The organism is Arthrobacter sp. UYP4 (genome assembly GCF_057291175.1).
Map to the genome: position 1 here is coordinate 979,957 of NZ_JBXAVU010000001.1, position 25,337 is coordinate 1,005,293.

General features: G+C 71.5%; 23 protein-coding genes and 1 tRNA gene. 15 read left to right on the forward strand and 9 right to left on the reverse strand.

What is annotated here, in order from left to right; translation table 11 throughout:
• Nucleotides 1–2 precede the first annotated feature (2 nt).
• Entirely contained in the window at nt 3–1,643 is a 1,641-nt protein-coding gene (gene argS, locus AC0Z9V_RS04625) for an arginine--tRNA ligase (protein WP_485140865.1), read from the reverse strand.
• A gap of 240 nt (nt 1,644–1,883) precedes the next feature.
• Here argS and AC0Z9V_RS04630 point away from each other — a divergent pair, with 240 nt between their 5' ends.
• From AC0Z9V_RS04630 to hrpA, 11 genes are all read left to right on the forward strand, one after another.
• The gene (locus tag AC0Z9V_RS04630; protein WP_459269112.1) at nt 1,884–2,441 is read left to right on the forward strand and encodes an FMN-binding protein; all 558 of its coding nucleotides are present in this window, start codon (nt 1,884–1,886) and stop codon (nt 2,439–2,441) included.
• Between the two features lie 10 nt (nt 2,442–2,451).
• Nucleotides 2,452–3,312 (forward strand): FAD:protein FMN transferase, encoded by an 861-nt coding sequence (locus AC0Z9V_RS04635; protein ID WP_485140866.1) that lies wholly within the window; start codon nt 2,452–2,454, stop codon nt 3,310–3,312.
• On the forward strand, nt 3,309–4,820 hold the full coding sequence (locus tag AC0Z9V_RS04640; RefSeq protein ID WP_485140867.1) for an FAD-dependent oxidoreductase: 1,512 nt from the start codon (nt 3,309–3,311) through the stop codon (nt 4,818–4,820). Before AC0Z9V_RS04635 ends, AC0Z9V_RS04640 begins: the two co-directional genes overlap by 4 nt.
• A 108-nt stretch (nt 4,821–4,928) precedes the next feature.
• Nucleotides 4,929–5,001 (forward strand) — tRNA-Arg (locus tag AC0Z9V_RS04645).
• 118 nt (nt 5,002–5,119) lie between these two features.
• A complete protein-coding gene (locus AC0Z9V_RS04650) occupies nt 5,120–5,860 on the forward strand; it encodes a DUF4129 domain-containing protein (RefSeq protein WP_485140868.1) in 741 nt (246 codons plus the stop codon).
• Nucleotides 5,857–6,351, forward strand: a complete 495-nt coding sequence (locus tag AC0Z9V_RS04655) for a hypothetical protein (RefSeq protein WP_485140869.1) — start codon at nt 5,857–5,859, stop codon at nt 6,349–6,351. The genes AC0Z9V_RS04650 and AC0Z9V_RS04655 overlap by 4 nt, the downstream gene beginning before the upstream one ends.
• Nucleotides 6,348–7,367, forward strand: coding sequence for an AAA family ATPase (locus AC0Z9V_RS04660; RefSeq protein WP_485140870.1), 1,020 nt, complete (start codon nt 6,348–6,350; stop codon nt 7,365–7,367). Before AC0Z9V_RS04655 ends, AC0Z9V_RS04660 begins: the two co-directional genes overlap by 4 nt.
• Nucleotides 7,360–8,739, forward strand: a complete 1,380-nt coding sequence (locus AC0Z9V_RS04665) for a DUF58 domain-containing protein (protein ID WP_485140871.1) — start codon at nt 7,360–7,362, stop codon at nt 8,737–8,739. The genes AC0Z9V_RS04660 and AC0Z9V_RS04665 overlap by 8 nt, the downstream gene beginning before the upstream one ends.
• Nucleotides 8,736–9,335: a hypothetical protein gene (locus tag AC0Z9V_RS04670; RefSeq protein ID WP_485140872.1), complete on the forward strand. Its 600-nt coding sequence runs from the start codon at nt 8,736–8,738 to the stop codon at nt 9,333–9,335. The genes AC0Z9V_RS04665 and AC0Z9V_RS04670 overlap by 4 nt, the downstream gene beginning before the upstream one ends.
• A gap of 41 nt (nt 9,336–9,376) precedes the next feature.
• Complete coding sequence (locus AC0Z9V_RS04675; RefSeq protein ID WP_133080867.1) at nt 9,377–10,363, forward strand: helix-turn-helix transcriptional regulator; 987 nt, start codon at nt 9,377–9,379, stop codon at nt 10,361–10,363.
• A gap of 66 nt (nt 10,364–10,429) precedes the next feature.
• Nucleotides 10,430–14,473 (forward strand): ATP-dependent RNA helicase HrpA, encoded by a 4,044-nt coding sequence (gene hrpA, locus AC0Z9V_RS04680; RefSeq protein ID WP_485140873.1) that lies wholly within the window; start codon nt 10,430–10,432, stop codon nt 14,471–14,473.
• A gap of 137 nt (nt 14,474–14,610) precedes the next feature.
• Here the strand turns inward: hrpA and AC0Z9V_RS04685 are convergent, their stop codons facing one another.
• Nucleotides 14,611–15,036 (reverse strand): HIT family protein, encoded by a 426-nt coding sequence (locus AC0Z9V_RS04685; protein ID WP_485141277.1) that lies wholly within the window; start codon nt 15,034–15,036, stop codon nt 14,611–14,613.
• 181 nt (nt 15,037–15,217) lie between these two features.
• Complete coding sequence (locus AC0Z9V_RS04690) at nt 15,218–16,045, reverse strand: sulfurtransferase (protein ID WP_133080869.1); 828 nt, start codon at nt 16,043–16,045, stop codon at nt 15,218–15,220.
• A gap of 149 nt (nt 16,046–16,194) precedes the next feature.
• Between AC0Z9V_RS04690 and AC0Z9V_RS04695 the strand changes: the two genes are divergently transcribed.
• Nucleotides 16,195–17,289: a PLP-dependent cysteine synthase family protein gene (locus AC0Z9V_RS04695; RefSeq protein WP_485140874.1), complete on the forward strand. Its 1,095-nt coding sequence runs from the start codon at nt 16,195–16,197 to the stop codon at nt 17,287–17,289.
• Between the two features lie 4 nt (nt 17,290–17,293).
• On the opposite strand, the gene AC0Z9V_RS04700 is transcribed toward AC0Z9V_RS04695, so the two are convergent.
• The gene (locus AC0Z9V_RS04700) at nt 17,294–17,950 is read right to left on the reverse strand and encodes an MBL fold metallo-hydrolase (RefSeq protein ID WP_208739953.1); all 657 of its coding nucleotides are present in this window, start codon (nt 17,948–17,950) and stop codon (nt 17,294–17,296) included.
• Between the two features lie 79 nt (nt 17,951–18,029).
• Between AC0Z9V_RS04700 and AC0Z9V_RS04705 the strand changes: the two genes are divergently transcribed.
• The 3 genes from AC0Z9V_RS04705 to AC0Z9V_RS04715 all read left to right on the forward strand — a co-directional run bounded on the left by AC0Z9V_RS04705 (nt 18,030) and on the right by AC0Z9V_RS04715 (nt 19,753).
• Nucleotides 18,030–18,506, forward strand: a complete 477-nt coding sequence (locus AC0Z9V_RS04705) for a Fur family transcriptional regulator (protein ID WP_133080871.1) — start codon at nt 18,030–18,032, stop codon at nt 18,504–18,506.
• A gap of 101 nt (nt 18,507–18,607) precedes the next feature.
• Nucleotides 18,608–19,147: a MarR family winged helix-turn-helix transcriptional regulator gene (locus AC0Z9V_RS04710; protein ID WP_133080872.1), complete on the forward strand. Its 540-nt coding sequence runs from the start codon at nt 18,608–18,610 to the stop codon at nt 19,145–19,147.
• A 66-nt stretch (nt 19,148–19,213) separates the two neighbouring features.
• Nucleotides 19,214–19,753 carry a MarR family winged helix-turn-helix transcriptional regulator gene (locus tag AC0Z9V_RS04715; protein WP_208739952.1) on the forward strand — a complete coding sequence of 180 codons (540 nt, stop codon included), beginning with the start codon at nt 19,214–19,216 and terminating at the stop codon, nt 19,751–19,753.
• Nucleotide 19,754: 1 nt separating this feature from the next.
• Here AC0Z9V_RS04715 and AC0Z9V_RS04720 read toward each other — a convergent pair whose 3' ends face one another.
• From AC0Z9V_RS04720 to AC0Z9V_RS04740, 5 genes are all read right to left on the reverse strand, one after another.
• Entirely contained in the window at nt 19,755–20,666 is a 912-nt protein-coding gene (locus AC0Z9V_RS04720) for a metal ABC transporter permease (protein ID WP_133080874.1), read from the reverse strand.
• A gap of 2 nt (nt 20,667–20,668) precedes the next feature.
• Nucleotides 20,669–21,508: a metal ABC transporter ATP-binding protein gene (locus tag AC0Z9V_RS04725; protein WP_208739951.1), complete on the reverse strand. Its 840-nt coding sequence runs from the start codon at nt 21,506–21,508 to the stop codon at nt 20,669–20,671.
• Nucleotides 21,509–21,587: 79 nt separating this feature from the next.
• Nucleotides 21,588–22,559 carry a metal ABC transporter solute-binding protein, Zn/Mn family gene (locus tag AC0Z9V_RS04730; RefSeq protein ID WP_485140875.1) on the reverse strand — a complete coding sequence of 324 codons (972 nt, stop codon included), beginning with the start codon at nt 22,557–22,559 and terminating at the stop codon, nt 21,588–21,590.
• A gap of 86 nt (nt 22,560–22,645) precedes the next feature.
• Entirely contained in the window at nt 22,646–23,734 is a 1,089-nt protein-coding gene (locus AC0Z9V_RS04735; protein WP_485140876.1) for a hemolysin family protein, read from the reverse strand.
• Nucleotides 23,731–25,164: a hemolysin family protein gene (locus tag AC0Z9V_RS04740; protein WP_485140877.1), complete on the reverse strand. Its 1,434-nt coding sequence runs from the start codon at nt 25,162–25,164 to the stop codon at nt 23,731–23,733. Before AC0Z9V_RS04740 ends, AC0Z9V_RS04735 begins: the two co-directional genes overlap by 4 nt.
• Nucleotides 25,165–25,337: the final 173 nt, after the last annotated feature.

The following is a 25,337-nucleotide window of genomic DNA, read 5'->3' on the forward strand; positions in this document are numbered from 1 at the left end:
GGCTACATCCTCTCCGGCGCGGACACGCCGAGGAGGTCCAGGCCGTTCGCCAGGACCTGCTGCGTCGCGTTGTTCAGCCACAGGCGCGAGCGGTGCACGTCCTCGACGGCGGCGTCGCCGAGCGGGGCGACCCGGCACGCGTCGTACCAGCGGTGGTACGTCCCCGCGATGACCTCGAGGTGCCGGGCCACGCGGTGCGGCTCGCGGAAGGTCGCGGACTGCGCGACGACGCCGGGGAACTGTCCGAGCGCCGCCAGCAGCTCGCCCTCCGTGGGGTGGGCGAGCGACGCGGCGTCGAAGGTGCTGGTATCCACTCCTGCGGACACCGCATTGCGCGCGACGGCGTGCGTCCGGGCGTGGGCGTACTGCACGTAGAACACGGGGTTCTCGTTGGTGTTCTTCCGCAGTAGCTCGGGATCGATGGACATGGCCGAGTCGGCCGGCGACCGTCCGAGGGAGTAGCGCAACGCGTCCTTGCCGAGCCAGTCGAGCAGGTCCCGCAGCTCGATGATGTTGCCGGCGCGCTTGGAGAGCCGGGCGCCGTTCACGGACACCATCTGGCCGATGAGGACCTGGATGTTCTCCTCCATGTCGTCGCCGGCGCAGGCCGCGATGGCCTTGAGGCGACCGATGTAGCCGTGGTGGTCCGCTCCGAGGAGGTAGATCTTCTCGGGGAAGCCCCGGTCCTTCTTGGAGAGGTAGTACGCAGCGTCGGAGGCGAAGTACGTGGGCTCGCCGTTGGCCCTGATGAGGACGCGGTCCTTGTCATCGCCGAAGTCGGTCGTGCGGAGCCAGACGGCGCCGTCCTCGTCGAACACGTGGCCCTGCTCGCGCAGGCGGTCGACAGCCTGCTCCACGGCGCCGCCGTCGTGCAGTGCGGACTCGGAGAAGAACACGTCGAAATGCACTCCGAAGTCCGCCAGCGTCTCCTTGATGTCGGCCATCTGTGCCTCGTAGGCGAGGGCGCGCACGATCGGGAGCGCGGTGTCGTCGTCCAGGTCCGCGACCTCGGGGCGGTCGGCGAGGACGGAGCGGCCGAGATCGGCGATGTACTGGCCGGGGTAACCGCCCTCCGGCGTCGGTCGGCCCTTGATGGTCGCAAGCACGGAGGCTGCGAAGTTGTTCATCTGGGTGCCGGCGTCATTGATGTAGTACTCCGTGGTCACCTGTGCACCGCTGGCCCGGAGTACGCGCGCGATGGAATCACCGAGGGCGGCCCACCGCGTGTGGGCGAGGTGCAGCGGACCCGTCGGGTTGGCCGATACGAACTCCATGTTGATGGTGTGGCCCGCGAGTGCCTCGTTGGTGCCGTAGGCGGGGCCGGCCTCGACGATCGTGCGGGCCAGCTCGCCCGCGGCCCCGGCGTCGAGCGTGATGTTGAGGAAGCCCGGACCGGCGATGTCGACGCTCTTCACGCCATCGATCGCGGCGAGGCGGTCGCTCAGGAGCTGGGCGAAGGCCCGCGGGTTCATGCCCGCCTTCTTGCCGAGCTGGAGGGCGATGTTGGTCGCCCAGTCGCCGTGCTCCCGGTTCTTCGGTCGCTCCACCCGCACCTCGGAGGGGAGGTCGATGCTGAGGTCACCCGCCTCGACGGCGGCCTTCAGGCATGCGGATATAGCGGCAGAGAGTTCTTCGGGAGTCACCCGTCAAGCATAGCGGCGCCGTCCCCGGCACCCTGATTTTCGTGACGCGGCCCATGTCGGCTCGGAGGATGCGCCGCCTCCGCAGGGGGCACGGGCCCGAGCAGGCCTGCGAGGCCCGTCTCCGGCGCGCGCAGAAACGAATCCCGCAATAGGACGTTGAACGGTACGGACGCGTTACTTTCGGTTTAAACCAATTCTTCGGCGCGGGCGTTCCGCCCGGCGATCACCAGGAGCAACCACATGACCAGTACAGGCCTGACGGAGACATCCCCGACCGGAACACGGGGACGCTCGGAGTTCTCCATCCACCAACGGGTGCTGACCGCTCTCGCCGCCGTCTCGATCCTCGGCGTGACGGGCTGCGCCGGCGCCGAGGCCGGATCACCTGCCGACGAGGCACCCGCCGCTGCTCCTACGACGTCCGCGGCCGGCGACCCCGACGCCGGGTCGGCGGCACCCGCCGACCCCGGGACTCCGGGCGGGGCCGGAACCGGTGGCCAGGTCTATAAGGACGGCACCTACACCCAGGACGGCTCCTACCAGTCCCCCGCCGGTCCGGAGGAGGTGGGGGTGACCCTCACGCTGGAGGCCGACGTCGTCACAGCCGTGGAGGTCGAGCCGATGCCCGACAACCCGACCACGAAGACGTACCAGGGACGCTTCGCGGGCGGGATCTCCGACGCGATCGTCGGCAAGAAGCTCGACGAGCTCTCCGTGGACAAGGTGGCCGGGTCCTCGCTGACCAGCGGAGGCTTCAACGAGGCGACCGGCAAGATCAAGAGCGAGGCCCGGCTCTAGGCCGATCGGCGTGGCGGACACCTTCGGCTTCGACGCGATCGGCACCCGGTGGCGCGTGGACAGCGCCTCGCCCCTGGCACCGGAGCAGAGGTCCGGGCTGCTGCGACTCGCCGAGGAGTACGACGCCGTCTACTCGCGGTTCCGGGAGGACTCGGGCATCACGGCGCTGGCGCGGACCGGAGGACGGCTCGCCCTGCCCCGCCACGGGGCGCCCCTCGGCCGGCTTCTGCGCTCGCTGTACGACCTCACCGGCGGCGGCGTCTCCCCCCTGGTCGGTGAGCGGCTCGCCGCCCAGGGCTACGACGCCGCCTACTCCTTCGTCCCCTCCGAGGCGCCGGCACCGGCGCGGGCCTGGGAGGACGTCCTCGAGTGGACGGACGACGGCGTCACGCTGCTCGAGCCGGCCCTCCTGGACGTCGGGGCCGCGGGCAAGGGCCAGCTCGTGGACCTCATGCTCGGCGCCCTCGTCGCTGCCGGCCACGAGGACGTGGTCGTCGACGCCAGCGGCGACATGCGGCGGGCAGGCGCCGGCACCATCACCGTCGGCCTCGAGCACCCCTACGATCCGTCGTCGGCCATCGGGACGGTGGAACTGGGCGCCGGAGCGCTGTGCGCCTCGGCCGCCAACCGCCGCGTGTGGGGGGACGGCCTGCACCACGTCCTCGACGCCCGGACGGGCCGGACCGTGGACTCCGTCGTCGCCACCTGGGTCCTCGCCGAGGACGCCATGACAGCCGACGGCCTGTGCACCGCCCTGTTCGTCGCGGACCCCGCGGACCTCGCCGGAACCTTCGATTTCGACTTCGTCCTGATGTACTCGGACGGACGCGCCCGCTATTCCGACCCCCTCGCAGGAGCCCTGTTCTCATGACCGCAGCACTCGACGGCCTGCTGGGCCGCATGACCATGTACCGGCTGACGCTGATCCTGCTCCTGGTGCTGACGGTGGAGGCGTTCGCGCTGTCGCTGACGGGCCTCCTCGCCTACACCCCGGCCGAGCTCGGCGGGACGCTCGTGGCCGCGGTCGGCGGGACGATCATCGGGACCCGACTGATGGCCCTGATCCTGCGGCTGCGTCCGCACACCGACTCGTCGCTCATCACGGGACTGATCGTGTTCCTGATCATGTTCCCCTCGAGCACCGCGTCCGGGCTCGGCGGCATCCTCGCGGCCGGAATCGCCGCCGGTGCGTCGAAGTTCCTCCTGGCCTTCCGTGGACGGCACATCTTCAACCCCGCGGCGACGGGTGCCGTGGTCGCCACCCTGCTCGGCGTGGGTGCCGCGGCCTGGTGGGTCGCCAACCCCTACATGCTCCCCGTCGTCGCACTGGGCGCCGCGCTCCTCCTGTACCGCACGCGGAAGCTCCCGATGGGGGCGGTCTTCCTGCTCGTGGCGGTCGGCATCCTGCTCTACGGACTCGCCCGGTCCGGGATGACACCGGGCACCGGACTGCAGCTCGTCCTGACGTCGTACCCCGTCCTGTTCCTGCTCGGTTTCATGATGACGGAGCCGCTCACCCTGCCTCCGCTCCGCTGGCAGCAGTGGCTGTTCGCCGGGACCGTCGCCGCGGTCTTCGCGCTCCAGCTGTCCGTCGGACCGGTCTTCCTCGGCCCGGAGTTCGCCCTCCTGATCGGCAACGCCGTCGCGTTCCTCATGGGCCAGCGGCGCGGCGTACGGCTGTCCTTCGCCGGATCGCGGCAGCTGACACCCACCAGCACCGAGCTCGTCTTCGAACCCGCCCGCCCCGTGCGCTTCCGGGCAGGGCAGTACATGGAGCTCTCCATGCCGCACCGCGGCGCGGACAGCCGCGGCAGCCGGAGGATCTTCAGCATCACCTCCGCCCCGCAGGACAGGGAAGCCCTCTCCTTCGGCCTGCGGACCACCGCATCGGGCAGTTCCTTCAAGAAGGCACTCCTCGAGCTGCCGAAGGAGGCCCGCATCACCGGGACACTCGTGGGCGGCGATTTCAGCCTCCCGCGCGATCCGTCGGTCCCCCTGCTCCTCGCCGCGGGCGGGATCGGGATCACCCCCTTCATCAGCCAGCTGCGCGACCTCGCCGCGCGCGGCGAGGAGCGCGACGTCGTCCTCGCCTACGAGGTCAGGAGCGAACAGGAGATCGCCTTCCGCGACGAGCTGCTCGAGCTCGGCACGCGGGTGGTGCTGTTCATGCCCACGGCGGGGCCCGCGCCGGCACTCCCCGAACGGTGGATCCACGGTGGCGCCGAGCCGACCTCGGACACCCTCCTCGCCGCGGTGCCGGACCTCGCCGAACGCAGGGTGCTCGCCTCGGGGTCGCCGGCGTTCCTCGGGCGGATCCGCTCGGAGGTACGCAGGGCCGGCGTCGCCCGCATCCGGACCGATGCCTTCCTCGGCTACTGACACCCGGACGGGGCGGCGACGCGGTCGGTACCGACGAGCGTTTTCCCGACCCGACCGCCACCTGATAAGCTCTACGAGTCCCTAACGGGTACGGGAGTTCCCGTGTCCGCCTTCGTAGCTCAGGGGATAGAGCGTCTGCCTCCGGAGCAGAAGGTCGTAGGTTCGAATCCTATCGAGGGCACACACGACTCACGCAGAGTCCACCGCCGTCGGCCACCAGGCCGGCGGCGGTTCTGTTTTGGTAGGCTCCACAGGATGCGGCCCCCGGGGCCGGACCAGCACCTACCGGCGGGGGGAACGTGGGGACGAACGGTGAGCCGCAGCGGCCCCGGCCGGACCGCGTCCCCGCGGTGCTCACGGTCCTCGTGCTCGTCCTCGCCGTCCTCGCTGCCGCTTCCATGGGGGATCTCTCGGCCCGTCCCGTGCTGGACGCTCCCGCCATCCCCTCCGGCCCACTGGTGGCTCCGTCGCCGTCGGCGACCGCGCAGGAGGAGATCCTGCCCGGGGACGGCGAGCGCCTGGTGATCGGCGGCGACCTCGCGGTGGCGGCCCTCCTGCTCGTCACGATGGCCGCACTGGCGCTGCTCGTGCGGTACCTGCTGCGGTTCCGCACGGGACAGACGGCGGAGGACCGCGTGGTGGACCAGGTAGCTTTTCAACCACCCGCGACGCCGGCACCGCCCGCCGATGCCCTTCCCGCCTGGACCGAGGCCTTCCGTGCCGCACTGACCGGCGATACCGACACCTCCGACGCCGTCATCCGGTGCTGGCTGGACCTCGAACGCCTGTGCGCCGCGGCAGGCGTGCGGCGCGGGCCGGCACAGACCTCGACGGATTTCGCCCGTGCTGCAGCTGCCTCGCTCGATCTTCCCGCCCGGCCGCTGGTCGCGCTCAACCGCCTGTACCAGCGCGCCCGTTTCGGGCAGGCACGCGGCGCCCGGCCGTCCCTCCCCCTGGGCCCCGCCGACCGCGAGCTGGCCGTGGCCGCCGTCGGAGAGCTCTCCGCCGCGCTCGCATCCCGGCCCGCGGTGACACCGTGAGATCGTCCGCGTGGGCCGTCACCGGGGTCCTGATCGTGCTCGCGATCGTCGCCTGCTGGTTGTTCGGCCTCGACGATCGCCACGCGGTCGTCCTCGTGGGTGCGGCCCTCGCCGCGGGTGTCGCGAACGGGCTCCTCGAAGCGATCGAGTTCCCCCGCCCCACCCTGCCGGCGCTGCCCGAGCAGGCCCGGGGCCTCGCGGACCTGCAGGCGCTGGAGTTCTCGCTCTCGTCCGCCGATCCCGGCACGCGGGCGGTCCTCGAGATGCACGCCGTCGCGGCGTCCCTGGCCGCGGCGCGGCCGGACGTCCCGAGGAGCACGGGGCTCGAGACCTTCCTCACGCGGGCACGGCCCGCCACCCTGACGCACCGCGAGATCCGGTCCCTCCTCGACGAGCTGGACCGGATCGCAGCCACGTCGACAGGCTCCCGGACGCACGCCCGCCCATCCGCGGCCGCCCTTCCGGCCGCCCGGCACGAGGAGAGACCATGACAGCCCGGAACGCCGACCTGACCGGTGCGGCAGGCGGTACCGCCGATCCCGGGGACGGGGATCCGCTCGAGGCCGCGCGCGTGGGACGCCGGGTGCTCGACCGCACCGGGTCCGTCGTCGTCGGCGCGGAGGATCCGCTACGCCTGGCCCTCGCCGCCGTCCTCGCGGGCGGGCACGTCCTGTTCGAGGACCTGCCCGGCCTCGGGAAGACCCTCGCGGCGAAGACCCTCGCGCAGGCGCTCGGGCTCGAGTTCTGCCGGCTCCAGTTCACGCCCGACCTGCTGCCCTCCGACGTGACCGGCTCGTCGATCTTCAACCCCGCCACGCGGGAGTTCGAGTTCCGGCCCGGCCCGATCTTCGCGGGCCTCTTCCTCGCCGACGAGATCAACAGGACATCACCCAAGACCCAGTCCGCCCTCCTCGAGGCCATGGCGGAGGCGCAGGTGTCCGCGGAAGGCACCACACTGCCGCTCCGGCGGCCCTTCCATGTCTTCGCGACGTCCAACCCGATCGAGTTCGAGGGCACGTATCCGCTGCCGGAGGCGCAGCTGGACCGCTTCCTGGTGCGCCTGCGCTTCGGCTACCCGGGCCCGGCAGGCGAGCGGGACATCATCGCGCGCAGGATCTCGCGCCGCCAGGAGGAGACGCGGGTGGAGAGCGTCACGACGGCCGACGGCCTGCTGCGCCTGCAGGCGGCCGTCGAGTCCGTGGGCGTGGACGACGACGTCATCGACTACGCGGTGCGGCTCACGGCAGCGACGCGCAGCCACCCCGCCGTCGAGGTGGGCGCCTCGCCCCGTGGTTCCCAGGCGCTCGTGCTGCTCGGCCGCGCCCTCGCGGTGCTCGACGGCCGCGACTTCGTCCTTCCCGAGGACGTGAAGGACGGTGCCGTCGCCGTCCTCGCTCACCGGCTCACGCTGACGCCGTCCTCCTGGGCGCAGGGCGTTGCTGCCGAGACGGTGGTGCGGGACGTCCTGGCAGAGATCCCGACCCCGTCGACCGCGCCGCATGGCTAGCAGCGGCCGGGACGGCAGGTCCCCCGTCTGGGCCCTGGCCGTGGTCCTCACCCTGGTCTGCGTCGTGGCCGGACTCGTGTCGGGCCGGGCGGACACGGTCGCCCTCGCCACGCCGCTCGCACTCCTCGCCCTGTCCGGCCGTACCGGGATGCGCGTCGGCGCGGGCCCACCCGCCCGCATCACGGTGGAGCGGCACGCCGAGGGCCGGGGCTCGCGCCTGCGCCTCCTGCTCGCACCGCAGCAGGAGGCGGAGCCCGCGCAGAAGCGGCTCGTCGCGACCACGCTGGCCGCGGCGGGATGCCGGCCGGACGCACTGGTCCTGCGGTCGGACGAGGAGTGCCCGGTGCTCGTGGGTGCACCGCCGTCCGGGGAGCTCGAGGTCCTGGCGTACGGCGCGGCGAGCTTCCGGGCAGACCTCTCGGACGCGACGGGCTTCGCGCAGGCCGCCCCGGTCCGGGTCGGCATCCTCCCGCCGGTGGGACCACTGCTCGCGCATCCAGCCTCGCGACGCCTCGTGGGCCTCGCGGGGACCCACGCGTCGAGGCGCCCCGGCGAGGGCGGGGAGCTGCGGTCCATCGCACCCCTGCAGCCGGGTGACCGGCTCCGGCGGATCGACTGGCGGGCCACCGCGCGCCGATCGGCCGACCAGGACCGGCTCATGGTCCGCCGGACCTTCGCCGATGCCGAGGCATCCGTGTTCCTCGTCGTCGACCAGGCCCACGACCTTCCGGCGTCGACCGGGGACTGGTTCGTCGCTGATCCGCCGCGCACTGCCCCGGCATCCCTCCACGTGGCGCGCACCGCCGCGGCGACGGTGGCGGCGTCCTACCTGGCGGTCGGCGACCGCGTGGGGCTCGCCGACCTGTCGGGTACCCGACGGGCCCTGCGTTCGGCCGCGGGTGCGCGGCACCTGGAGCAGGTCAGGACCCGCCTGGCCGGAACGTCGGTGGTGCCGCGACGGCGACGGCGACGCGACCCCGTCCCTCCGCAGGGTGCCGTCGTCGTCGTGTTCTCCGCCTTCCTCGATGAGGAGCCCGCCCGCCTCCTGCGCCTGTGGCAGGCCCAGGGGCACCTCGTCGCCGGCGTCGACTGCGTGCCGCCGCTCCACAGGACGGAGTCGACGACGGCGCAGTCCCTGGCGGTACGGCTCACCCTCCTGCGCCGTCGCCTCCTGCTCGACGACCTGCGGCACGGGGGCATCCCCGTGTTCCGCGGGATGGCGGCGGCAGGGGTGGACACCGGCCGCGACGGGTCCGCTGCGGCTCCCGACCCGGATCCCGGGGCCGACACGGGTCTCGACGCAGGCCTCCGCCTGCTCGTTCGGCAGGCCGACCGGCGCGGAGGCCGGAGCACCGCCTGGAGGGGACCGTGATCCCTCGGCGCCGGGCGCGGAGCGGCGTCCCGGCGGTGCCCGACCGGCAGGGGCTCGTCCCCCTGTGGCTGGTGCGGTGCGCCACGGCCCTCGCCGCGGTCCTGCTGGGGGGTGTCGTCTGGAACGGTTCCGCGTGGGTCCTGCTGCCCGTCGTCGTGGCGGCGGGTGCGGCCGTGGCCCCGTCGATCGGGCCTGTCTCGCTGTCCCTCCTGCTCCTGGTGGTGGCCTACGCGGTCAACGTGCCTGCCGGGTCACTGTGGCTCCCTGTCTTCGTGGCCGGACTGCACGCCGTCTTCGTCCTCTACCTCCTGCTCCTGCCACTGCCCCTGCACGGCTGGATCAGCAGGACCGCCCTCGCCGAGCTGGGCCTGTCCTTCCTCCGCATCCAGGCGGCAGCGCAGCCCGTGGCCGCCCTGGCGCTGCTCGTGGACGACGCCGCACCCAGTCTCCTCGCGGTCCTCGTGGGAACGGCCGCCCTGGCCGGGTGGATGCTGTGGCTGGTCCTGCAGCCGGCGGGACAGCGGGTGAGGAAGGGCACGACCCGAGGCAGGACGTGGCCGCACACCCGGCGGAGGCGCTCCCCGCACCACGCGTGATGCGGACAGCACCTGTCCGCAGGTCGCTGTACCGTTGCGGCATGATCGAGACGTCGGCCCGCCTGCTGCAGCTCCTCTCGCTCCTGCAGCTGAGGCGGGAGTGGACCGGACCGGCCCTGGCGCAGCGCATGGATGTCACCGAACGCACCGTCCGCCGGGACATCGGGAAACTGCGCACCCTGGGCTACCCGATCAACGCCTCCCCCGGCGTGGCCGGCGGCTACCAGCTGGGCGCCGGCGCGCAGCTCCCGCCGCTCCTGCTCGACGACGACGAGGCGCTCGCGGTCGCGATCGGGCTGACGGCGGTGACGGCCAGCCCCGTCTCCGGGGTCGGGGAAGCGTCCGTCCGCGCCCTCACGAAGCTCGAACAGGTCCTGCCGCCCCGCCTGCGCCCGCGCTTCTCGGGCCTCCGGTCCGCGGTGACGCGCATGGCGGCGGCCAGCACGCCGGTCAATCCCGAGGTGCTCACGGCGTTCTCGGCGGCCATCACGGAACGGCGCTGCGTCGCGTTCCGCTACGACCGGCACGACGGCGAATCGTCCCGGCGGATCGTCGAGCCCTACCGCCTCGTCGACACGGGCAGGCGCTGGTACCTCGTGGCCTTCGACCGCTCGAGGGAGGACTGGCGCACGTTCCGCGTGGACCGCTGCCAGAGCGTCCCCGTGGCGAGGGACCGCTTCGCGCCCCGCCCGCTGCCCGCCGCGGACCTCGCGGCCTACGTCCAGGAGTCCATCACGCGGTCGCCCTACTCGTACGACGCGGTCATCCGGTTCTCCGCGCCCCTGGCGGAACTCGAGGCGCGCGTCCCGTCGAGCACCGGCACGCTCGAGGCGGACGGCGACGGGCACACGCTCCTCCGGGCAGGCTTCGACTCCCTCGACTTCCCGCTGGCCTACCTCGCGAGCTGGGACATCGACTTCGAGGTCCTCGAGCCCGCCGAGATGCGCGAGCGCGCGCTCGTCGTGGCCGAGCGACTGCGCCGTTCCGCTGCGACCGGTGTCCGCTCCGGGGCCGACGCCCACGAGTGACGGAGGCCTGCCCTCAGTGAACGCCCGCCTGCCGCCGGGTGCGAGCAACTAGACTGGCAGGCAACTATGGCACTGACAATCTCCTACCCCGCGGACCTTCCCGTCTCGGAACGCCGGGCAGACATCATGGCCGCGATCGCGGCCAACCAGGTCACCATCATCGCCGGCGAGACCGGGTCCGGTAAGACGACGCAGATCCCGAAGATGTGCCTCGAGCTGGGCCTCGCCGAGCACGGGCTGATCGGCCACACCCAGCCGCGGCGCCTCGCGGCACGTACGGTCGCCGAGCGCATCGCCGAGGAACTGCAGGTGGACCTCGGCGAGGAGGTCGGCTACCAGGTCCGCTTCACCGGGTCGGTGGGCCGGAAGACGAAGATCAAGCTGATGACGGACGGGATCCTGCTCGCCGAGATCCAGCACGACCGGATGCTGCGCAAGTACAGCACCATCATCATCGACGAGGCCCACGAGCGCAGCCTCAACATCGACTTCATCCTTGGGTACCTCCGGCGCATCCTGCCCGAACGGCCCGACCTCAAGGTCATCATCACCTCGGCCACCATCGACCCCGAGCGCTTCGCCGCCCACTTCGCGGCCGACGCCGCCGTCGAGGACACCTCCCCCGCCCCGATCATCGAGGTCTCGGGGCGCACCTATCCCGTCGAGATCCGGTACCGGCCCCTCGACCAGCCGCCCGGCGGGCTCGACGACGGGGACGGCGGCGCGGACAGCGAGCTCGAGGAGGAGCGCGACCCGCTGGATGCCGTCTGCGACGCCGTGGACGAGCTCTCGCTCGAAGCTCCCGGGGACATCCTCGTGTTCTTCTCCGGCGAGCGCGAGATCCGCGACGCCGCCGATGCCCTCCGGGCACGGATCCAGTCCACGGCCCGCCTGCGCGGCACGGAGGTCCTGCCCCTGTTCGCCCGGCTCTCGCTCGAGGAGCAGCACCGGGTGTTCCGTCCCACCGGCAGCCACCGCAGGATCGTCCTCGCGACAAACGTCGCCGAGACGTCGCTGACCGTACCCGGCATCAAGTACGTGATCGACACGGGGACCGCCCGCATCTCCCGCTACTCCCACCGCACGAAGGTGCAGCGGCTGCCGATCGAGCGCGTCTCGCAGGCGTCGGCGAACCAGCGCTCCGGCCGTAGCGGACGTGTCTCGAACGGTATCGCGATCCGCCTCTACTCCGAGGAGGACTTCGCCTCGCGCAGGCCCTTCACCGAGCCGGAGATCCTGCGGACGAGCCTCGCGGCGGTCATCCTCCAGATGGCCGCGATGGGTGTCACGCGCAGTCCCAAGGACATCGCCGAATTCCCCTTCGTGGAGCCGCCCGAGACCAAGGCGATCAACGACGGCGTCGCCCTGCTGCGTGAACTGGGGGCGCTGAAGGACGACGGTGGCCTCTCCGCCGTCGGCCGCAAGCTCGCGCAGCTCCCCGTGGACCCCCGCCTCGGGCGCATGATCGTGGAGGCGGGCTCGCGCGGCTCGGTGAAGGAGGTCATGGTCCTCGCCGCCGCGCTGACCATCCAGGACCCGCGCGAGCGGCCCTCGGCGGACCAGCCGGCGAAGCAGCAGCAGGCCGCCGAGAAGCACAAGCGTTTCGTGGACGAGAACTCGGACTTCACGGCCTACCTCAACCTGTGGCGGTACCTGCAGGAGAAGCAGGATGAGCTGTCCTCCACGCAGTTCCGGAAGCTCTGCAAGGCGGAGTTCATCAACTACCTGCGCGTCCGGGAATGGCAGGACCTCTTCCAGCAGCTGCGCCAGCTCGCGAAGCCGCTCGGCATCACCCTGCCCGCCGGTCCCGTGGACCCGGTCGGGCTGCACGAGCAGATCCACATCAGCCTGCTCTCGGGGCTGCTGAGCAACATCGGCCTCTACGACCAGCGCAAGCGGGAGTACGCCGGTGCCCGCGGGACCCGCTTCGCCGTCTTCCCCGGCTCGGCGCTGTTCAAGAAGTCGCCCGACTGGGTCATGGCCGCCGAGCTGGTGGAGACCTCGCGGCTGTGGGCGCGTGTCGTCGCCCGGATCGACCCACTGTGGGCCGAGCAGGTGGCGCCGCACCTCGTCAAGCGCACCTACAGCGAGCCGCACTGGTCGAGGAAGATGGGCTCGGTCATGGCGTACGAGAAGGTCACGCTCTACGGCGTGCCGATCGTGCCGCAACGCCGCATCAACTACGGGCGGATCGACCGGGAGGTGGCACGGGAGCTGTTCATCCGGCATGCCCTCGTCGAGGGCGACTGGAAGACGCACCACACGTTCTTCAGCCGCAACCAGGCCCGCCTCGCCGAGGTGGAGGAGCTCGAGAACCGCCTCCGACGGCGGGACCTCCGCGTGGACGACGAGACGCTCTTCGAGTTCTACGACCAGCGCATCGGCACCGAGGTGGTCTCGGAGCGCCACTTCGACTCGTGGTGGAAGACCGCGCGCCAGGACCAGCCGGACCTGCTCGACTTCGATCCGGAGAAACTCCTCAGCGAGGACGCCGCGGAGCTCGACGAGGCGGCCTTCCCGAGTGTGTGGCACCAGGCGGGCTTCGAGCTGCCCCTGGCCTACGAGTTCTCGCCCCTGACACCGGGCGCCCACGACGGCGTCACGGTGACCATCCCGGCCCTGTTCCTCAACCAGCTCGACCCGAAGCCCTTCCGCTGGCAGATCCCGGGCCAGCGCGTGGAACTCGTCACGGCGCTCATCAAGTCGCTGCCGAAGCAGGTGCGGAAGAACTTCGTGCCGGCGCCCGACGTCGCCCGTACCGCCGTCGCCGCCCTGGCCGCCGACTTCGACCCGGCGCAGGACGACCTCGAGGCGTCCCTCGAACTCGCGCTGCGGCGCCTGCGCGGGCACATCGTCCCGCCGGGGTCGTGGAACTGGTCGGCGGTCCCCCCGCACCTGCTGATGATGTTCCGCATCGTCGACGCCGACGGCCGCGTGCTCGACGAGTCCCGCGACCTGGAAGCGCTCAAGGAGTCCCTGGCGCCCGCGGTGAGCCGCGCCATCGCGCAGTCACTGGGCGCCACCCCGGGCAGCACGCGACCCGCGGGCGGACCCGGCCGTGGTGGGCGGGGAAAGGCCGCCACCGCACCCGCCGGCCGGAACGGCAGGACCGACCATGCGGGACGCGGCGCCGCGCGGAACGCCGGATCCGCGGACGCCGCCGCCCGGGGCGGACAGGCCGCCCCGGGCGGGGCACCGGCCCGCGGCGGCCTCGCCGTGGCGGAGGCACCCGCGGTGGCCGAGCGGACCGGCGAGACCACGTGGGCCTTCGGCACGATCGAGCGCGAGGTGTCCCGCACCATCGGCGGCCACCGCGTCACCGGTTTCCCCGCCGTCGTCGACGAGGGCACGTCGGTGGGCCTGAAGGTCTTCCCGGACGCCGGCCAGCAGTCGACCGTCATGCGGGCGGGCGTCATCCGGCTTCTGTCGCTGCGCATCCCGAGCCCCGCCAAGTACGTCCTGGAGCACCTGAGCAACACCGAGAAGCTCACGTTCAGCCAGAACCCCCACGGCAGTGTCGCCGAACTCATCCGTGACTGCTCGCTGGCCGCCATCGACAAGCTCGTCCCGGAGGAGCTGCCCTGGACCGAGGAGGCCTTCAACCGCCTGTACGAGGAGGTGCGGGCCGAGCTGATCGACACCGTCTTCACGGTCACGGCGACGGTGGAGAAGGTGCTCTCGAGCCATCGCCGCCTCCAGAAGCAGCTGCGGGGCACCACGAGCCTCGCCCTGATCACGGCCCTCAACGACGTGCGGAGCCAGCTCGAACACCTCGTCCACCCCGGCTTCGTCGCCGCGACGGGCTACGCCCAGCTCGCCCACCTGCCCCGCTACCTGAAGGCGATCGAGGTCCGGCTCGAGAAGCTCCCGACGAACGTGCAGCGCGACGGGCTCGCCACGGCCGTCATCCAGCGCCTCGAGGACGAGTACGACGACGCCGTCGCGTCGCTCGCCGCGGGACGACACCGGCCCGCTTCGCTGGCACGGGTGCGCTGGATGATCGAGGAACTCCGGGTCAGCCTGTTCGCCCAGGACCTCGGCACCGCGTACTCGGTGTCCGAGAAGCGGGTGCGGACGGCCCTCAACGAGGCGCTCGCCGCCGCGCGGTAGGAGGGGTCGGCGACAGCCCGTCGAGGGACGGCACGAGCCGGGAGTGCCGCGCGGCCTCGAGCCGCCCGAGGGCGCTCGAGGTACGGGGCCGGACCCCCGGGTCGGGAAGGTCCCGCGACGGCGTCGTGCCCGCCCGGTCAGTCGGGGACGTTCGCTCCGTGGCCGGCCGTCCGCAGGGCATCGCGCAGGGCCTCCGCGGCTCCGTCCATGGCGGCGGGATCGGGCGCGAGGTCCACCCGCTTGACGTCGAAGTCCTTCGGCGACTGCGTCGGCCAGACGTGGACGTGGAGATGGGGCACCTCGTAGCCCTCGAGCAGGACCCCCACGCGCCGCGCGCCGAAAGCCTCCTCCTGGGCCTTCCCGATCCTCTGGGCGACGGCCATGACCTTCGAGAGCGTCCCGGCATCGGCCTCGAGCCAGTGCTCGATCTCCCGGCGCGGCACCACGAGCGTGTGGCCGGGGGTGATCGGGGCGATCGTGAGGAACGCGACGACGTCGTCGTCCTGCCAGACGAAGCGGCCGGGGACCTCTCCGTTGATGATCCGGGTGAACAGCGTGCTCATCGATCCTCCTGGGGCCTCGTCCGACGGGACGTCGCCGAGCGCCGGCCCGGAGGTCAGCGCGACGCCGCCGCGCAGGGGCGGCGGTACGGGACGTCCTGGGTTCATGCTCCGACGCTACCCTGCCGTCCCGCGGCGGGCCAGACCGGCCCGCCGCGGGCCGGCCGCCGGCGCATCGCGGGGATCAGGCGCCCGTCGCGACGGGAAGCCCTGCCGTCGTCGACCACTGCGACCAGGAGCCAGGGAACAGCGAGGCGTCGATGCCTGCGATGTCGAGGGCCGCGATCTCGTGGGCTGCGGTGATGCCCGAGCCGCAGTACACCGCGACACGTCCGCGGTCCGCGCCGAGCGCACCGAAGCGCCGCCGCAGTTCCTCGGCCGGGCGGAAGCGCCGGTCGTCACGGAGGTTGTCCGCCGTGGGCGCACTGACGGCCCCGGGGATGTGGCCGGCCTGCGGATCCACGGGCTCCGACTCGCCACGGTAACGTTCCCCGGCGCGTGCATCCAGGAGCAGGCCGCGGTCTGCCGGTTCGAGCAGGTCGGGGATCGAGACCACGGGCATATGGCCCGCGGACAGCCGGACGGAGCCGACGCAGTGCCGCTCCTCCCCGCCCTCCACGTCGAATCCGGCTGCGCGCCATGCCGTCAGGCCGCCGTCGAGCAGGCAGACCGAGGGAAAGCCGGCGTCCCTCAGGAGCCACCAGAGGCGCGCCGCCGCCAGATTGCCCGACTCGTCGTAGGCGACCACCGTGTCACCGTCGTTGAGCCCCCACTGGCGGGCCGCCTCCTGCAGGGTGTCGGCGGCGGGCAGCGGATGGCGGCCGAGACCGGGCCCGCCGGGCGCGCACAGCTGCGTCTCCATGTCCACGTACACGGCGCCGGGTATATGGGCCGCGCGGTAGTGCTCGTGGCCATGGGGGTCGCCCAGGGCCCAGCGCACATCGAGCAGGAGGGTCTGCGCGCCGGAGGTCATCCGGTCCTGCAGTTCCTGCACATCCATCAGAGTCTTCATCGAGATCTCCTGTCGGGACGGGTGACCGGATCGCGGTGGTGGCCACGCCCGGTCCTGATGGACGCCAGTCCACCACACGGCGGTCCCGACACCAAGGACCTTCCCGGCAGCGCCCGTCGTGGACCCGCGACAGCTTGTAGGCTGGCCGGATGTCCAGGTTCCCCGCCGCCGCCAGAGTCTGGTCCGACGACGCCGTGCAGCGCATCGAGGCGGACGCCAACCGGTCGGCCGACACCCACCTCTTCGCCGTGCCCCTCCCCGCGCACTGGGGCGTGCAGGTCTACCTCAAGGACGAATCGACCCACCGCACCGGCAGCCTCAAGCACCGGCTCGCCCGGTCCCTGTTCCTGTTCGGCCTCGTCAACGGCTGGATCACCGAGGGGACGACGATCGTCGAGGCCTCGAGCGGTTCGACCGCGGTGTCCGAAGCCTATTTCGCCCAGCTCCTCGGCCTGCCCTTCATCGCGGTCATGACAGGCACCACGAGCCCGGAGAAGATCGCGCTGATCGAGCAGTACGGCGGGACGTGCCGCTTCGTGGAGCACGCCTCCGAGGTCTACGCCGCGGCAGAGGCCGTCGCGCAGGAGACCGGCGGCCACTACATGGACCAGTTCACCTTCGCCGAGCGGGCCACGGACTGGCGGGGGAACAACAACATCGCCGAATCGATCTTCGGTCAGCTCGCACTCGAAGCCCATCCGTTGCCGGAGTGGATCGTCGTCGGCGCGGGGACCGGTGGTACGAGCGCGACGATCGGGCGCCACCTCAGGTACCACCGCTACCCCACCCGCCTCGCCGTCGTCGACCCGGAAAACTCCGCGTTCTATCCCGCGTGGGCGGAGCCCGGGTCGCGACCCGTGGGGCGGCCGTCCCGCATCGAGGGGATCGGCCGGCCGCGCCCCGAGCCGAGCTTCGTGCCGTCCGTGATCGACACCATGATCCGTGTCCCGGACGCGGCGTCCGTCGCGGCCGCCCGGCACCTGCGCACCCTGACGGGCCTGCATGCCGGGCCGTCCACCGGCACGAACCTGTGGGGTGTCTGGCAGCTCGTTGCCGACCTCATCGCCGACGGCCGCACGGGCAGCATCGTCTCGCTGATGTGCGACTCGGGGAGCCGCTACGCCGCCACGTACGACGACGACGTATGGCTCGCCCGGCAGGGCCTGGACCCCACGCCTGCGCTGGGCATCCTCGAGGGCTTCTTCTCGTCGGGCAGGTGGCCGGCGACGGGATCCGTCGCCTGACGCGTCAGACCTCGACGGTCTCGCGGACCGCGAGGTGGCGGAAGGACGTGCCGTAGCGCGAACCGAGGCGCGTCACGTGGCCCTCCACCATGCCGAGACCGGTCTCGTTCAGGAGGGCGTCGTGGATCTGGAAGGCGCGGGGCGCACGGACCGACGCCACGAAGTCGACCACCTCGGCCAGCTTCGACCAGGGCGCGTGCACGGGGACGAGGAGCGTGCCGACGTCCACGCCGTCCGGGACGATGAAGGCGTCCCCCGGATGGTAGACCGCTCCCACCAGGAATCCGACGTTGGCGATGACCGGGATCAGGGGATGGATCAGCGCGTGCTGGCCGCCGAAGGTCCGCACGCCGAAGCCCGCTGCCGAGAACTCCTCGCCCCCCGCCACGGAGTGGATCCGGTTCCCCGCGGCGTCACCCAGGCCCTCGGTGACGGCGGTCGCGACACCCTGCGGCGCCCAGAGCTCCACCGAGGGGTCGGCCGACAGCACCGCGACCACCCGGTCCACGTCGATGTGGTCCGGATGCTCGTGCGTGACCAGGACGGCCGAGGCACCTGCGAGGGCCTCCTCGATCTCGGAGAACGTCCCCGGATCGATCACGAGCACGGAGCCGTCCTGTTCGAGCCGGACGCAGGAATGGGAGAACTTGGTCATCAGCATGGGCCCAGACTACCGGCGGCAGCGCTGATAATCTTGACCTTGGTCCAGGGCCTCCGAGTGCCCGCGGAAAGGGTATGACATGACGCCTGAAACGACATCCGAGGCAGTTCCACCGGCAGGACCCACCGCCCAGCAGGAGACACCGGCGCGCAAGGGGTCCGAACAGCGCGTCACGCGGCAGCGGGTCGCCGTCGGCGCTGCGCTCGACCAGCTGGACGACTTCGTGAGCACGCAGGAACTCCACCGGCTGCTGCACGACCGCGGCGAGTCCGTCTCGCTCGCGACGACCTACCGCATCCTCCAGTCCATGGCCGAGGACGGCCTGGTGGACGTCCTGCGCAACGGTGACAACGAGGCCGTCTACCGGCGCTGCGCCGTCGAGCACCACCACCACCACCTGCTGTGCAGGAACTGCGGGAAGGCCGTCGAGATCGAGGCGCCGGCCGTGGAGCAGTGGGCCGCGCGCATCGCCGCGGAGCACGGCTTCACCGACGCGGCGCACACCGTCGAGATCCACGGGCTGTGCCCCGACTGCACGGCGGCACGACGATCCTGACCTCGGAGGCGCAGCCCCGCGGGCTCGCCCCCGACAAGGAGCCCCGCTCCCGTCCCGGAGGCCCTGACGGCGTCGGTGCCGTCGATTACGCTGGAGGGGTGATGTCTTCCGACAGCTCCACCCCGTCCGAGGCGGACCCGACGCCCGCCGGCTCCCCGAGCGACCGCGCCGGCCAGGTCGATGAACTCGTCGACGCCGTGCGGCGCTACCGGAACGCGGAGGGCTTCATGCGGGGCCGGAGCCGCGATTCCATGCACCTCGGCAAGACGGACATGACGGCGCTGCGCCTCATGCTGCACGCGGGCCGGTCCGGGCATCCGCTCAGCGCGGCCGCACTGGCACGCGAGCTCGAGATCTCCACCGCGGCCACGACCGTCCTGGTCGACCGCCTCGAGAAGAGCGGTCACGCCGAACGGCGGCGGAGCCCGACGGACGGCCGTGTGATCGAGATCTGGCCGACGGCCGCGACCGATGACGAGGTCCGCTCGACCATGGGCATCCTGCACGAGCGGATGATGGCGATCGCCGGCGGCCTCTCACCCGAGGAATGCCGCACCATCGCGCGGTTCCTCGCCGCCCTGGGTGTCGCCATGACGACCCTCGAGTTCCCCTCTCCCACCCCGGCCGCCCACCAGGCCTGAGCGCCGTCGCGGAAATGTCCCGGCTTACCTAGATAGATTGACTACTAGTTGGTCTAAGATGTAGGCATGAAACCTTCGGAGGCACGGCAGGGAGCGGGCTACTGGTATCCCCCGTCCGACGAGGGCGGGACCGGGCAGGCCGCGACGGGTGTCGACGTCCTCAATGCCCTGAGGGCCTACCGGACGGTGGAGAGCGGCCTTCGCCGCCGCCTGAGCCAACGGCTCAACATCAACGAGACGGACCTCGGAGCGCTCCGCCACCTGCTCGGCGTATGGCAGCGGGACCAGGGCGCCAGCCCCAAGGACCTCGCCCTCGCCCTCGGCATCTCGAGCGCGTCGACCACCCTGGTGATCGACCGGCTCGAGCGGGCCGGCTTCATCCGCAGGCGACGTCATCCCGTGGACCGTCGCGCCGTCCTCCTCGAGCCCGGCGACAAGGCGACCGACGATTTCCGGACGGCCTTCGACATCGAGAAGCGGGGTGTCCTGGCCGCGGCGGACTCCCTGACCAGCGAGGAGACCGAGACCGTCACCCGCTTCCTGCGCAGCATGGAGCAGGCGATCGCGGACGCCGTCAGCCAGCCGGACCGGACCCAGGAGCCCTAGCTCAGGCTCCCTGCCGCCCATCTCCCGCAGCTCGGACTCTCCCGGACGACAGGACTGCTCTCCGCGACCTGCGGGCGGTGCGTCGCGACCCGACCAGGCGGCACACCAGGTAGATCGCGAAGGAGATCGTCGTCACGTAGGGGCTGATCGGGATCCGTCCTCCGAGCGCGAGCAGGATCCCTCCCACCACGGAGGTGCAGGCGAAGACCACGCTGAGGAGCACGACGAGCCCCGGTGCCGAGGTGACCTTCAGGGCCGCGGCGGCAGGCGTGATGAGCAGGGCGAGGACCAGGAGCGCGCCGACGACCTGGATGGACAGGGCCACCGAGACGCCCAGCAGCACCATGAAGAGGATCGACAGTCCCCGCACGGGTACGCCGCGGGCCTCTGCGAGATCGGCGTCGGCGCTGGCGAAGGTCAACGGCCGCCAGATGGCGATCAGCGCGACGATGACCACGACGGCGCACCCCAGGAGCAGGTTCAGCTGCACGTCGTCGACCGAGACGATCTGGCCTGTGAGCAGGCCGAACTTGTTGGCCGCGCGCCCCTCGTACAGGGCGAGGAAGAGGATACCCAGGCCGAGCCCGAAGGGCATGACGACGCCGATGATGGAGTTCCTGTCGCGCGCACGGATGCCCATCAGCCCGAGGACGAGGGCGGCGAGCACCGATCCGACGAGGGAACCGGCGACGACGTTCGCACCGACGAGGAGCGCGAAGGCGGCCCCGGCGAAGGAGAGCTCCGCGATGCCGTGGACCGCGAACGCGAGGTCCCGCATCATGACGAACGTCCCGATGAGCCCGCCCAGCACGCCCAGCACCGCTCCGGCGATCAGGGAGTTGCGGACGAGCGGCAGCAGCTGCGCGTAGTTGTCGAAGGTGAAGACGGCCTCGAGGATGTCCTGGACGTCCATGCCTACACGCCCTCGTGGTGGTGCGTGGTCGCGTCCGGCAGTCCGACGACGACGATCCGGCCGTTGCTGTGCAGGACCTCGACCGGGCTGTCGTAAAGGTCCGACAGGACCTCGCTCGTCATGACCTCCGCGGGCGAACCGACGCGGAACCTGCCGTCCGCGAGGTAGAGCACGCGGTCCACGTAGTCGATGATCGGGTTGATCTCGTGGGTCACGAACACCACGGCGCTGTGCCTCTCGTGGCACTGCCGGTTGATGAGCGAGCTCACCGCCTGCTGGTGGTTCAGGTCGAGCGACAGCAGGGGCTCGTCGCACAGGAGCACGCGCGGATCGGTGGCGAGCGCCTGGGCCGCCCGCAGCCGCTGCTGCTCACCGCCCGAGAGGAGCCCGACGGGCGCATCCGCGTAGGACGACGCACCCACGTCGCGCAGGAGGCCGTCGACCAGGTCGCGGTGGCTCCGGCTCCGCATCCGCACTCCCCACCGATGGCCGTCGATGCCGAGTCCCACGAGGTCGCGGGCCCGGAGCGGGGTCTCGGGCGGGAAGGACTTCTGCTGCGGGATGTAGCCCAGGGTCCTGCTGCCGCGGGCGATCGGCCGGCCGTCGATGGTCGCCGTTCCGGAGTCGAGTGGCTGCAGTCCGAGGAGCACCTTCAGGAAGCTGGTCTTCCCCGATCCGTTGGGGCCGAGCACGGCGAAGAACTCGCCCGGCATCACGTCGAGGTCGAGGTCCTCCCACAGCGTGCGGCTGCCGAAGGAGAGGGCGGCGCCGCGCAGGCTGATCGCCGGCCTGCCCGCCGCCCCGTGCGGGGAGCGTGCCGGCCGGGAGGTCGTCGGGGTCATGCGGGGCGGCTTCCAGTCTGTCGGGGGTGGAGTACCGGGTCGAACCGGCGGAGGCCCGACCCTGTGGTCGCGGTGGTCCTCAGGATCGGAGGGCGGCCTCGATGCTATCGGTGTTGGCCGTCATCCAGGAAATGTAGTCCTCGCCGTCGGGCAGCGTCTCGGTGAAGTCGAGCACAGGGAGTCCCGCCTCGTCGGCAGCGGCGCGGACGGCTTCGGTCTGCGCCCCCTCCGTCTGGCCATTGTAGGCAAGGAAGGCGAGCGTGCCGCCGGAGACGAGCGTCTTCATCTCCTCGAGGACCGCCACGGGCACGTCGGTCTCCTCCTCGATCGCCTCGCCGAACTCCTCCGGCGTCCCGTCCTCGAGGCCCGCGGCTTCGAGGAGGTACGCCGGCACCGGCTCCGTCACGGCCACGACGCCGCCGGGTCCCTCCGCTGCGAGGGCTGCCAGCCGGTCCTGGACGGACTGCAGTTCCGTGATGAAGGCGTCGGCCCGGTCGCGGTACGCGTCCGCGTTGGCCTCGTCCAGCGTGCCGAGCTCGACGGCGACGGCGTCGGCGAGCTTCGCCATGGCGGACAGGTCGTACCAGACATGTTCGTTGAAGCCCCCGTGCCCGTGCCCTTCCTCCCCGGCGTGCTCGCCCTCGTCGGCGTGTTCCTCCGCGGCACCCTCGTCGAGTCCGGAGAGCTCGACGGCATCGAGGACCGCCTCCACCCCGGTCTCCCCGGCGAGCCGCCCGAGGAAGGTGTCGTATCCCCCGCCGTTCTCGATCACGAGATCGGCCTCCGACACCGACAGCTTGTCCTGCACGGTCGCCTCGTAGGAGTGCGGGTCCTGGCTGAGGCTGTCGACGATCGACGTCACGGCGACGTCGTCCCCGCCGATCGTGGCGGCGATGTCGCCGTAGACGTTGGTGGAGGTGACGATGCTGAGCTGCTCCCCCGCACCGGCATCGCCGGACGCACCCGCTGCGGCCCCGTCCCCGCAGGCTCCGAGGGCGAGGGCGGAGGCCGCCAGGAGGGCGGGCACGGCGAGACGGCGGGAGACGGGCATCGGGACCTCGATCAGACTAATGAGAACTGTTTACGTTAGCGATTCGAGCATAACCGAAACGCGAACGGTTCGCATTCCCGTGATCGTCAGCGGACCGGAGTCTCCGTGCCGCCGATCCCCTCGCCGGTGCGGCGGGCGCCCTGGTTCTGGGTGGCGTCCCGGATCTCGCCGACCAGCTGTTCGATCACGTCCTCGAGGAAGAGGACGCCGCGGGTGGAGCCGTCGGGACCCAGGACGCGCGCCAGGTGCGACCCGGTGCGCTGCATGACCGTCAGTGCGTCCTCGATCTCGTCGCCCAGCGACAGGTTCGCGAGCGTCCGCACCTTGTTCTCCGTGATCGGCCGCCGGTACATCGCCTGCGGCATCGACATGATGTCCTTCAGGTGCATGTAGCCCGTGAGGTTGCCGTTCTCGTCCACGAGGACGAAGCGCGAGAACCCGGTGCGCCCGACGGCACGTTCGAAGTCCTCCGGGGTGGCGTCGGTGCGGACGGTCACGAGCTCGCCGAGGGGCACCATGGTGGTCTCGGCCGTCTGGCCCGAGAACTCGAGAGCTCCCGTGATCAGGCCGGACTCGTCGTCCACGAGGCCGCTCTTGGTCGACTCCTCGACGATCGACTGCACCTCCTCCAGCGTGTAGGTCGAGGAGACCTCGTCCTTCGGCTCGACCCTCAGGGCCCGGAGGATGTGGTTGGCCGCCCAGTTGAGCGACGAGATCACGGGGTTGACGACCCGCGCGACCATCACGAGCGGCGGCGCCAGGAGGAGTGCGGCCTTGTCGGCGACGGAGACCGAGATGTTCTTCGGCACCATCTCGCCGAACGTCACATGAAGGAAGGTGACCAGGACCAGGGCCAGCGCGAAGGCGACGCCGTCGGCGAGGCCCTCCGGAACCCCCAGGGCCTCGAACGGCACCACGAAGAGATGGTGGATCGCAGGCTCCGCGACCTGCAGGATCAGGAGCGAGCAGACCGTGATGCCCAGCTGCGAGCAGGCGAGCATGAGCGACACGTGCTCCATGGCCCAGATCGTGGTCCGTGCGCGTTTCGAGCCCTCGTCGGCCAGGGGCTCGATCTGGCTGCGCCGCGCGGACATGATGGCGAACTCGGACGCCACGAAGAAGGCGTTGCCCATCAGGAGGACGACGAGCCAGACGATTCCTACCCAGTCACTCATCGATCATCCTTCCGTACGGCCGTACTGCCGGCCAGGGCGGGACGGACCTCCGGCACACCGTGCGTGCCCTGCGGGACCGCCTGGTGCTCGGGCACGACGGCGTCGTCCGCCGCGCCCCCGGGCTCCTGCGAGGCCGCGGGGGCGGGCACGAACTGGACGCGGTCGATCCGACGTCCGTCCATGCGCTCCACGGTGAGGGTGCCGGCCGGCACCTCCACGCGGTCGCCCGGCGCCGCCACGCGGCCCAGCGCGGCCATGATGAAACCGGCGACCGTCTCGTAGCCCGCCTCGTCCGGCACCACGAGTCCCGGGATCTGTATCGTGAGCTCGTCGGGCCGCATGAGGCCCGGGAAGAACCAGTCCCCCGCGGCACTCTGCAGCACGCCGGGCTTGAGCTTGTCGTGCTCGTCCTTGACCTCGCCGACGATCTCCTCCACCAGGTCCTCGAGCGTCGCGACGCCGGCCGTGCCCCCGTACTCGTCGAGTACGACGGCGAGCTGCAGGTTCGCGTCACGGAGCTCGCTCAGCAGCGAATCGAGGTGCACGGTCTCGGGCACGCGCAGGACGTCGGTCATGATGGTGCCAGCGGGCAGCTCCGCACGCTTGTGGCGCGGCACGGCCACGGCCTTCTTCACGTGGACCACTCCGCGGATGTCGTCGGCGGAATCCCCGATCAGGGGGAAGCGGGAGTAGCCGGTGCGGCGCGCGGCCTCGACGACGTCGGCGACGGTCTGGTCCGAGTCGATGACCTCCATGCGGATCCGGGGGGTCATGACGTCGGCCGCGGTGCGCTCCGAGAAACTGAAGGTCCGGGCGAGGAAGTTCGCCGTCCCCTGGTCGAGCGTGCCCATCTCCGCAGAGCGGCGCACCAGGGAGGAGAGCTCCGACGGTGTCCTGGCGCCCGAGATCTCCTCCTTCGCCTCGAGCCCGAAGACGTTGAGGACCCGGTTGGAGAAGCCGTTGAGCACGATGATGGCCGGCTTGAACACGGCCGTGAACAGGAGCTGGGGCCGGGCGAGGGCCTTGCCCACGTTGAAGGGCAGCGCGATGGAGAGGTTCTTGGGAACGAGCTCTCCGATGAGCATGGACAGCAGGGTCGCCAGGATCATCGCGATGATGAGGGACGTCGAGGCGACCAGCGCCTCCGACAGCCCGAGGGAGCCCAGCGGCGCCTCGAGCAGCCGCCCGACGGACGGTTCCATGACATAGCCGGTGAGCAGGGTCGTCAGGGTGATGCCCAGCTGGCAGCTCGAGAGCTGGGTGGACAGTGACTTCAGGCACCGGAGCAGCGGCTCGGCCTTCGTGTCGCCGTCATCGACGGCCCGCTGCACGTAGGTCTGGTCGAGGGCGACGAGTGCGAACTCGACGGCCACGAAGAATCCGGTCCCGACGACGAGGAGGAGGCCTGCGGCCAGGTAGATCCATTCCACCGCTACATCCCCTCCCCGGTGGCACCGGGACGGGGACGGAGCGGTCCGCGTCTGAGGGGGTCCGCCGCGTCGGACGGGAGGGTCTCCGCGTCCTGGTCGGGGCCGGCGTCGACAGGACGCGGGAGACCGAGCTCGGGCAGGGGATGGGCAAGAGGAGAGGGTGCGCCGGCGTC